Below are 10,617 nucleotides of genomic sequence, written 5' to 3'. Positions count from 1 at the left end.
AAATTCAAACAGGTCATGTGCGGCGGCGCTGCGATTGATCCGGAAATTATCCGCGGTCTTTACAGTTTCGGAATTGACGTAATAATCGCTTATGGGCTGACCGAATGCTCCCCCGCGGTTTCCGTCGATCTGAAAGCGCATAAACATCCCGAAACAGTCGGAAAACCGTTGGCAGGAGTCCAGGTGAAAATCAATGAACCGGATGAGAACGGCATCGGCGAAATCTATGTCAAAGGCGATAACGTCATGCTTGGTTATTATAAAGACGAGGCGGCGACCGCGGCGACTTTTGACGGAGAATGGCTGAAAACCGGTGATTACGGCAGGATGAAAGGTAAGATATTATCGGTAGCCGGACGGAAAAAGAACCTGATCGTCCTCAGCAACGGCAAAAATGTACACCCGGAAGAAATCGAAGCAAAGATCATTCAACAGCTGCCCTACGTCAAGGACGCGGTGGTCTACTCGTTTAATTACAATGTGAAGGAAAATACGATGCAGACGATTGCGGCCGCGCTGAAGATAGAAGTGGATGAATATTTCGGGAAAATGGATAAAGAGACGGTGGAAAAGATGATCACCGAAGACATGCGCCGTATTAATCAGCTTTTACCCGGGTATAAACAGATGCACCAACTGTTTATCACGCAGGAGGACTTTCTGCGCACAACCACCAAAAAAGTCATCCGCAACAAGGTCATTGAACAATACAATTCCTTCGGAAACGGAATCACAATATGAAAAAGGAAGGTTTATGTCATGCTTGAGAGGCTTCTCACCATCTTGTCAGAATACGTCGTGCTGGATCCAAATGAGATCACGCTGCAATCCGAACTCAGAAAAGACCTCGGACTCAACTCCCTTGAATTCATCCATCTGGTAACCGTCATTGAGAGAGAATTCAAGGTTGAAATTTCTGAACGGGAAGCAATCAATTTCCAGTATGTCGGTGACGTCATCGCCTATTTGGAAAAAGAAACGGCATTACGCTGAAAAAATCCTTTGGGAGGTATTGCAGAGGAATGGATCCTTATATTGTATTTAAGGATGTCTATAAAAGATATCAAATGGGCGAAGTGACCATTGTGGCGGCTGATGCTGTCAACTTCACGATTGAAAAGGGCGAATTTGCCATCATTACCGGAGCCAGCGGCGCAGGAAAGACCACTGTTCTCAATATGCTGGGAGGCATCGACAACAGCGATGAAGGGGAAATCATCGTCGACGGAAAAAACGTAAGTTCTCTCTCCGAATCAAAAATGATCCAATACCGGCGGATGGACATCGGTTTTGTTTTTCAGTTTTATAACCTTATTCCGAACCTGACGGCCAGTGAAAACGTAGAACTCGCATCTCAGATTTGCGACAGCAAATTAAACCCTGTGGAAGTATTGACAAGCGTCGGTCTGAGCGAACGCGTACATAATTTTCCCTCCCAACTCTCTGGCGGTGAACAGCAGCGGGTCGCCATTGCGCGGGCGTTAGCCAAAAATCCGAAACTGCTGTTATGTGATGAACCGACCGGAGCGTTGGACTATACGACGGGCAAAAAGATTCTCGCTTTGCTGCAGGAGACCTGCAAACGCCAGAAGATGACAGTCGTTTTAATCACGCATAACGCGGTGATTGCCCCTATGGCCGACCGGGTCATTCGCATGCGAAACGGTTCAGTGGCTTCCATTGATATCAATCCCTCGCCCGTAAGCGTGGAGGAACTGGAATGGTAGCCGGCTTTGCCGTCGGGCCTTCACTGTAAAAGGAGCGGACATGAAACTCAGTACTTTGGTCAAAGACACCTGTCGGGAAATGCTGCGTTCCCGTGAGCGGTTTATCTCAATCGCCCTCATCACCTTTTTAAGCGTCGGTTTTTTTGTGGGCGTAAAGGCGACGGCTCCCAGCATGCGCGCAACAGCCGAGAATTATTTCAATGCATCATCGCTGATGGATTTGGAGATTATCTCAACCGTCGGCTTTGATGACAGCGATGTTGCATCTGTCCGTAAACTCGAGGGCGTCAAAGGGGTGATGCCCTCTTATTCTGCCGATTTGATCGTCGTTGAAGACTCCGGCAACAGCGTGGCCCGCGTATGCGCCCTGCCGAACGCCGGCGAAAAAGATACGCTTAATCAAATCCAGCTCGTCGCCGGCCGTCTGCCGGAAAATCCGGGTGAGTGCATCGCCGTTCCTTATCGGATGCGTGATGATGACATCGCTGTCGGCGACGTCATTAAATTTTCGGATTACGCGGGGCAGACCGCAACCGATACCATCATATCGGGCAAAGATTATACCGTTGTCGGATTGATGAAGTCTCCGCAGCAGTTTTCCTATTCTTATGGCAATTCCTCAATCGGAAACGGCATCATCATGTATTACATCATGCTCCCTGCCGCCGAATTCAAATATTCCCGCTATACGGAGCTTTACGTGCTGCTGAACCGGGCTGCGGGTGTGACCGCATTCGATGAACGGTACGATTCGAACATCCGTACCGCATCCGATCTGATCGACGCAGCGGGACGGATCAGCTATGCTCAGTTTCTTCAAAAGATAAAAACTCAGATTACCGATGCCGAAATGCAACTGAATACCCAAAAGACCGATGCAGAACGCAAACTTGACGACGCAAAGCGAAAGCTGAATGAAGCGAAACTGAAACTGGAGCAATCCAAAGCGGAAATTGAAGCCGGCTGGACGCAATACAACGAAGGCGTTCAAAAATCCAAAACCGAACTCTATATCGCCGAATCCAAATTGGCGGAGTCCAGAAAACAGATTTCCGACGGCAAAACCCAGCTTGCCGTCGGGCAGGCTAAATATAAGGAAGGGGAAGCTCAGCTTCAGAAGTCGCGCGATCAGCTGGACAGCGGTTGGGCACAGTATAACGCAGGTTTGGCCGAATATAACAGCAATGAGGCTTTATATAACGATGGATATAATCAATATACGGAAGCGAAGGAAAAATACGAGCCGGTATTGAAAATTTATAATACCGCAAAACAAGCCGTCGCAATGGCGGAAGCGGCACTGAACGGGAATGAAGTCGATCAGGCCGAAGCCGCGGCGCTCTTTGCGGAGGCTCAAGCGGAACTTCAGGATTATCTGGACAGCGGAGGATCCGACCCGGCGGTGATCGCCCAACTTCAGGAGCAGATACAAGCTGCCGCCGATCGGGTGGCAAATGCGGAAGATCAAAACGCGCAGGTTCAGATAGAACTCGAAAACGCAAGGAAGCAGCTCGAAGGGGTTCAGATTCAGCTTGAGCAAGCAGAGGCGCAGCTTGCCGCTGCGGAAACTCAATTGCAGCAGGCCCGAAACGAACTGGATAAAGCGAAAGCGACCCTCGATTCGGCTTTCGGGGAACTCCAGAGCGGGGAAACGCAGTATGCGGTCGGAAAGAAAAAACTGGATGAATCGTATGCTTTGCTGAAAGCCAATATTCTGCAATTGGAGTCCGGCGAGAAAAAGCTCAAAGAGGGCGAAGACGAATTCAATAAACAGAAAGCCGCAGCATTGGCACAGCTTGCGCAGGCAAAAGCAAAACTTGAAGACGCAGAAAAACAGCTTGCGGCCGGGCAAAAGGATTATGATAAAGGATACGCCGACTATCTGAACGGCTACGCACAGATGAAAAGCGCAATCGCCGACGGAGCCAACCGCATATTAAATGTTCAGAATATGTACAGCAGTGTCGAATCGGGCAAATGGTACGCTTTCACGCGCGATGATATCATTCAGAGTTATGCCGGTTTTAATCAGGATTCGGAGAGAATTAATGCCATTGCAGCAATCTTTCCGGTGTTTTTCCTGATGGTAGCCTCGCTGGTCTGTCTGACGACCATGTCCCGAATGATCGACGAGCAGCGGGTTCAGATCGGTACCTATAAGGCGCTCGGTTATTCATCCGCTCAGATTGCGGGCAAATATATGGTCTATTCCGCCATTGCCTGCATCCTCGGAAGCGTGCTTGGGCAAGTGATCTGCATTCAGATTTTGCCGAGGGTCATCATCGGAGCTTATTCCGCGTTATACCGGCTGCCCGAAATCGAAATCACGGTTCCCTGGAGTATGTCCTTCTTGTCGTTATTCGTCGCGTTGTTATGCACGGTGATGGTGGCCTGGTATTCTTGCTACAAAGAACTGAAGCGTCCGACAGCCGCGCTGATGCGCCCGAAAATGCCGAGAAGCGGCCGGAAAATCCTTTTGGAACGCTTTAAAAAACTTTGGGCGTCAATCAGTTTTTCTCAGAAGATCACCGCAAGAAACCTCTTCCGCTATAAAGTCCGGTTGATGATGACGGTGTTGGGCATCTCCGGCTGCATGGCTCTGATTGTCGCCGGCTTCGGGATGCGCGACGGGATAAACCCAATCGTAGATAAACAATACGGGGAAATCAACCGTTATCGCATCATGTTCACACTCTCCAAAGAACTGGCGCGTCCGGATGCCGCTGCGTTCGGACAGCAGCTTGCACAGGATAACCGCTTGAAAGACACGCTGTTTTCCAAAATCGTATCCGCCGAGGCAGATAAAAACGGAGAGGTGATCCGAAATGTGTTTGTGCTTGCGCCGGAAGACTCGGCACAGATGGAAAAACTGATCGCTCTGCGAAATCCAAAGAGCGGGAGCGCTCTGAAACTCGGCGATGAGGGTGTGATTCTAACCGATAAACTTGCGCAGATAATGCGCCTCGGCGCGGGTGATAATATCACGTTCACCGTAAATGAGGTTCAGTATACGCTCCCGGTTACCGCGGTTACGGAAAATTATATTTACCACTATATCTATATGTCGCCTGCGCTTTATGAAAAGACATTCGGCAAAGATATCACATTCAATTCCATCGCATGCGCGGCGAATGAAAATATGACGGATTTCGATAGCTTTTCATCCGAATGGCTGGCAAAAGACAGCTCAATCCTGTCTATTGTCAGCATCGATTCTGCGAGAAAATCCTTTGTTGAGACCATCAACAGTATCAACGTCATCATCCTTGTCCTGTTGATCTCGGCCGGCGCGCTGGCTTTCGTAGTCGTTTATAACCTGACCAATATCAATATCTCGGAGCGCACTCGCGAGATTGCCACCATCAAAGTGCTCGGTTTTAAACACAGCGAGACCAATATGTATATTTTCCGGGAAAATTTCATAATGGGTGCCGTGGGCATTGTCCTCGGAGGCGTGCTCGGTTATTACTTGGCCCAATTCATGCTTCAAACGGTCGAAGCGGATATGGTCAGGTTCGCGAGAGACATTGCGGCGGTGAGCTATCTTTATGCCGCTCTGCTCACAGCATTTTACATCGTATCGGTGAACCTGCTGATGACAAAACGTATGAAGAACATCAGCATGGTCGAGTCGCTGAAAGCGGTCGAATAAAAAGACCGGGAAACAGATTGTTGTCTGAAAACACGATTAAAACATCGCGTATATGCGAAAGGATGACTGAATTTATGTCTAAAAATCCGATCGTGAGAACCTATTATGACATTTTCGGGTCGCAGCAGCTGCCATTGAGACAACTGCAGTACAGTTTGCACAAGGAGAGTACTCAAATTGTTTTCTACATGATTGTCGATCAGCGGCTTGACTTCGAATTGCTGAAGAGCGCTGTGAACCAAGAAATTGCGCGCAACGACTGTCTGCGTATCCGGTTTAAAAAACACGAAGGTAAACTCAAACAGTATTTTATCCCGGAATACAAACTCGAAAATATTCCCTTCCTGGATTTTTCGGACAAGACAAAAGAAGAACAGGATTCAATCTTGAGTCAGGACGCGCATACGCCTTTAAAGACTAAGAAAGATGAAATGTATCGTTTCATCTTTTACAGAACTTATGACGGTCGTACCGGCATCTATCTGAACATTTCCCATATCATTGCTGATTTATGCGGGGTACTTGTGATTTTCAGCGATCTGCTCGATGTCATCATCGCGGCGGTAAATGGTACTCCGATGCCCAAACCGCTTGCCTTGTTTGAAGATTGTCTGAAAAAAGACCTTCAAATATTCAATAACAAAGAAGAGATAGAGAAGCATAAACAATTTTATAAAGAATATTACTCAAAATACGGCCCTTCCTTTTATGCCGGCCCGGATGGGATGCGTTCTTTAAATAAGCTGCGTTTAAAAAAGAAGGATCCGAATCTTCGCTACATGACCATGAATACGTTTTTTTTCGATAAAAGCGATAATTACGGAATTCACCTGCCGGCGGAAAGAGCGGCCCCGATTCTCTCTTTCTGCGAAAAAAACAACATTCCTCTGCAGACAATGATTTATGTGGGCATGCGTACCTATCTCTCGAGAATAAACGAGGGAACCGATGACGTTACATTTATGATCGCAGTTAACCGCAGAATCACCCTTGCGGACAAACGCTCCGGTGGCTGCCGGGTTAATGCGCTTCCGCTGCGCACGGTAATTTCAAAAGATAAGACGTTCATGCAGGCGATCGAGCAGACACAGGAAATTCAATTTCAGATTTTACGTCATGCGGATTTCCTGTTTGTATTTCATCAGGAAGAAATAAAAGCGATGGAGCACATGTCATTACTATCTTGGACCCAATCCATGCTTTTTACCTGCGTTCCGCTTTCGTTGTCACTGCCCGAAGGATGGCGCTGTGAGTTCGGCAATTACAGCAACGGCCGCTTCACGATGCCTCTGTATACCGTGGTCGTTCCCAATATTAACGAGGGCGGACTTGATTTTCATTTTGAATATATGGTGCGAATTTTGCAGCCCTATGAACTGGAAACGCTTTTGGAACAAAGCGTCAGAATTATGGAAGCGGGCGTCACAAATCCCGATATCACCATCGGAGAATTGATTCGCGGGGCAGCGGATACCGGGATCGAAAAGGATGCCGCAGCTGTTAGATAAAGGGATTTCAAATACATGCAGACAAAAAGACCTTTGTCGGAAAGGATCTCCCTATTGTGCGCGATAGGATGTTAGATATGTCAAAAAAACCGGAAAACAGAACCTATTACGACATCTTCGGTTCTCAGCAATTGCCTCTGATGCAGTTGAAGTACTGTCTGCATAAGGAGAGCACGCAAATTGTTTTTTATATGATTGTCGACCAAGAACTTGATCATGAACTGCTCAAACAAGCGGTGAATGAAGAGATTGCGCGCAATGACTGTTTGCGCATCCGGTTTAAAAAACAGAACGGAAAACTCAAACAATATTTTATGCCGGAATTTAAACTCGAAAATATACCCGTCCTGGATTTCACGGGTAAAACAAAAGAAGAGCAAGATGCTGTGCTTAGCAAAGATGCACACACACCGTTGAAAACCAATAAGGGAGAAATGTACCGTTTCTTCTTTTATCGTACATATGACGGGCGCATCGGGATTTATTTAAATATTTGTCATATTATCATTGATTTGTACGGAGTGGTCTTGCTGTTCGCCGATTTGCTCGACGTCATTATGGCGCTTAAAAACAATACTGCAATGCCCAAGCCGCTCGCTTCGTTTGAAGAGTGTTTGAAAAAGGATCTTGTGATATTCGGGAATAAAGATGAGGAAGATAAACACAGACAGTTTTTTAAAGAATATTATGCAAAAGACGGCCCCTCTTTTTATGCAGGCCCCGACGGGATGCGCCTGTTGAACCAAAATCGTCGCAGAAAAAGAGACCCGAATCTTCGTTATGCAAGTATCAATACGTTTATTAAAGATAAAAGCGATAATTACGGGATTCATCTCTCCGCGGAAAGAGCCGCGCCGATTCTTTCCTTCTGCGAAAAAAAGGGCATTCCTTTGCAGACGATGATTTATGTCGGCATGCGGACTTATCTGTCGAGAATCAATGAGGAGACGGACGACGTCAATTTTATCGTCGCTTTTAACCGCAGAATCACCCTTGCGGACAAACGCTCCGGCGGCTGCCGCGTCAACACCCTTCCGCTGCGCACCGTCATCTCAAAGGATAAGACGTTTATGCAGGCAATCGAGCGTACGCAGGAGGTGCAGTATCAAATTCTGCGCCATACGGATTATCTGTTTTCACTCAAACAAGATGAGATCAAAAAAATGGAGCACATGTCGATATTTTCATGGACCTATTCCATGCTATTAACTTGTGTCCCGCTCTCGCTTACACTGCCCGAGGGATTGCATTGTGAATTCGGAAATTACAGCAACGGGCGTTTTGTAATGCCGCTCTATACCATTATTGTCCCCAATCTGATTGACGGCGGCCTTGATTTTCGTTTTGAGTATATGGTAAAAATTCTGCGTGTCGAAGAATTGCAAGCACTGTTCGAGCAAAGCGTCAGGATCATGGAAGCGGGGGTCGCGAATCCGGATATCACCATCGGCGAACTGCTTCACGGAGCTCCCGGAATCGGCGCGGAAAAAGACACAGCGGCAGTGTTGTAACTATACGGAAGTTTAAGAATCTAAAGAAGCCGAGTTAAAGTCGGCTTCTTTTTCTGTCCGAATTCCGGTATTGTCGAGACAGATTCGATTCGTTTAGCCGACTTCACACTTCATACATTCTCCGGCGGATTTAATGCCAGGAAATTGACCGCTGATATCGTTTCCATAAATACAACTTCCGGAGATATTCATTTAAAAGAACTTGACTCAAAGGAGCTCACGATAAAAGGTTCCTCGGCTAAAGTGTTGATGAGTTGCAAAGAATTTAATATTCAAAACACAAACATAGGGATAACCTCAGGAAATATCACGCTTGAGCTTCCTGAGACCGCAGAGTTTTCATATAGAATTATTACAACAAGCGGAAAAGTCAAGTCTGATTTTCCGATTACAGTTACAAGTAAAATGAATTCGGAAGGACAGATCGGGAATAAAGTTAATAAAGTGACACTTCAAGTCACATCAGGAGATATCGCTATTCTGAGATATAATTAATGGTTGGCACAATATCGGCGGTTTTTACATGGGATTTTATAGAGCATATCGCCGACGGGGATGCCGTCGCTGATGAGTTCCGAGTTTCCGCATTTGACACAGGTGTAGGAGGTATCGCATCCGTCGGATTTCATAAAAACCAGATGGCCGCCTTCGTGCGGCTTCAGGTCGTTTACACATGTAATGCACAGATCCACCGCATAGCCGGCGGCCTTTTCGCTTTTCGGGAATGAGCGTTCACACCGTATGCATTTGATTTCATCGTTTAAAATCAGCAGCCGTTCCCGAACGGCCTTTGTGACTTCCGCATGTTCGGGCTTTTGCAGTAAATCCTGCACGAAAGCGCGGTTGGTGAGCTTTTTAATCACATGAATGCGCGCCAGATTGTGCTCGTCGCTTACCAGAGATTCCAAAATCGCCTGATCGGTCAACAGTTGGATGACTTCAATGCGGATAAAAACATTATCGTCTCTTAATAGCGTTAACAGGCGGGTTTGGTCGGTCAGTTTTCGGATTGCGGCTTTGCGGATATTGAGATCGAGTTCTTGATCCTGCGCGAATTTGAATAACACGCATTGATCGGAAAGACGGGAGACGGCGGCGGATCGAATGGCCCAACCGACACGGGTTCCTTCCGCTAAGCGTAAAAGCAGGTCTTGGTCGGTGACTGACCGAGCGGCGGCTAAAAATGCATCGCGGTTGTCGTAAAGGCCTTCGCTTTTTATAATAATTTCGTTGACGGCGTTTTCTTGCCTCGCAAACGCAGAGAGCTGTGTACCGCCGCAGACGGTGCAGCGCTCTATATATGGATTATCCGTAACCCAACGGTGTCCTTCACCGCGCAAAACACCGCAGCGCTCACACTTGCAACCGTTCCATTGGTGGGGCAATTCGTGTTGTTTTCCGCAAATCGCACAAATTTCGAGGCATTTCCCATTGACGGCCTGCCAATCGTGTTGTTCGTTGCGCGTTTCGCCGCAGCGGGTGCATTTACAAGCGTTCCAGCGATGACCGGCGATTTTGCATGCGAGCTTCATATCATTCTCCTTGTTCCTGACAGACAATTCCTGTTTGAATTATACGATATCGGCTTCCGATTGTCAAAAGGCGGGGGACGCAGTCGAATCTTGACATCATGCCGAAACCCGATATAATAAAATCTGTGCAGCAGAGATTGATCGGATTGAAAACAATTGCCCAACCGGTATATTTTCATACCAACCAGATGAAAGGAGACCCATCGGGTCAAAGAAAAATGGAGATTAAAATCGCCCAAGCAGACCAGATCGAAGAAATCATAGACATCTATAAATATGCCAGGAAATTCATGAAAGAGAACGGCAACGGCGAACAGTGGGGAGACAGACATCCGCCTCGGGAGCTGATTGAAGAAGATATCCGGAGGAAAAAGCTCTATGTCTGCATGAACGATGAAGAAATCGCCTGTGTTTTTTATTTTAATATAGAAGACGATCCGACTTACCGGGTGATCAAGGGCGGTGCGTGGCTTAATGACAAACCGTACGGCGTTGTGCACAGAATCGCCTCGGCGAAAGGGAGTAAAGGCGCGGCGACATTTTGTTTGAACTGGGCTTACGAACTGGCGGGCAATGTCCGAATCGATACCCACGAAGACAACAAACCCATGCGGGGATTATTAGAAAAATTGGGCTTTATATATTGCGGGATTATTTATATTGCGAGCGGAGCGTCCAGGATTGCCT

The 10,617-nt window shown here is 47.2% G+C and carries 9 protein-coding genes; 8 read left to right on the top strand and 1 reads right to left on the bottom strand.

The window, feature by feature from the left end; all coding sequences use genetic code 11:
• The 7 genes from PKH29_11655 to PKH29_11625 form a co-directional block, all read left to right on the top strand.
• Positions 1-741: AMP-binding protein (locus PKH29_11655; GenBank protein HNX15492.1), on the top strand; the 741-nt coding region annotated here is incomplete at its 5' end.
• Between the two features lie 18 nt (positions 742-759).
• Positions 760-993 carry a phosphopantetheine-binding protein gene (locus tag PKH29_11650; GenBank protein HNX15491.1) on the top strand — a complete coding sequence of 78 codons (234 nt, stop codon included), beginning with the start codon at positions 760-762 and terminating at the stop codon, positions 991-993.
• 29 nt (positions 994-1,022) lie between these two features.
• Entirely contained in the window at positions 1,023-1,727 is a 705-nt protein-coding gene (locus PKH29_11645) for an ABC transporter ATP-binding protein (GenBank protein ID HNX15490.1), read from the top strand.
• Between the two features lie 40 nt (positions 1,728-1,767).
• Complete coding sequence (locus PKH29_11640) at positions 1,768-5,379, top strand: FtsX-like permease family protein (protein ID HNX15489.1); 3,612 nt, start codon at positions 1,768-1,770, stop codon at positions 5,377-5,379.
• Positions 5,380-5,453: 74 nt separating this feature from the next.
• Positions 5,454-6,887 (top strand): condensation domain-containing protein, encoded by a 1,434-nt coding sequence (locus PKH29_11635; protein HNX15488.1) that lies wholly within the window; start codon positions 5,454-5,456, stop codon positions 6,885-6,887.
• A 77-nt stretch (positions 6,888-6,964) separates the two neighbouring features.
• Entirely contained in the window at positions 6,965-8,398 is a 1,434-nt protein-coding gene (locus PKH29_11630) for a condensation domain-containing protein (protein ID HNX15487.1), read from the top strand.
• A gap of 69 nt (positions 8,399-8,467) precedes the next feature.
• Positions 8,468-8,893: a DUF4097 family beta strand repeat-containing protein gene (locus tag PKH29_11625; GenBank protein ID HNX15486.1), complete on the top strand. Its 426-nt coding sequence runs from the start codon at positions 8,468-8,470 to the stop codon at positions 8,891-8,893.
• Here PKH29_11625 and PKH29_11620 read toward each other — a convergent pair.
• Entirely contained in the window at positions 8,890-9,930 is a 1,041-nt protein-coding gene (locus PKH29_11620) for a hypothetical protein (protein HNX15485.1), read from the bottom strand. The two genes, PKH29_11625 and PKH29_11620, sit on opposite strands and share 4 nt — an antisense overlap.
• Before the next feature lie 218 nt (positions 9,931-10,148).
• Here PKH29_11620 and PKH29_11615 point away from each other — a divergent pair.
• Positions 10,149-10,617: GNAT family N-acetyltransferase (locus tag PKH29_11615; protein HNX15484.1), on the top strand; the 469-nt coding region annotated here is incomplete at its 3' end.

It is taken from the genome of Oscillospiraceae bacterium, from assembly GCA_035353335.1.
GTDB lineage: Bacteria > Bacillota > Clostridia > Oscillospirales > JAKOTC01 > DAOPZJ01.
The sequence above is the reverse complement of the archived record's forward strand: the minus strand, read 5'-3'. Positions and strand labels throughout refer to the sequence as shown.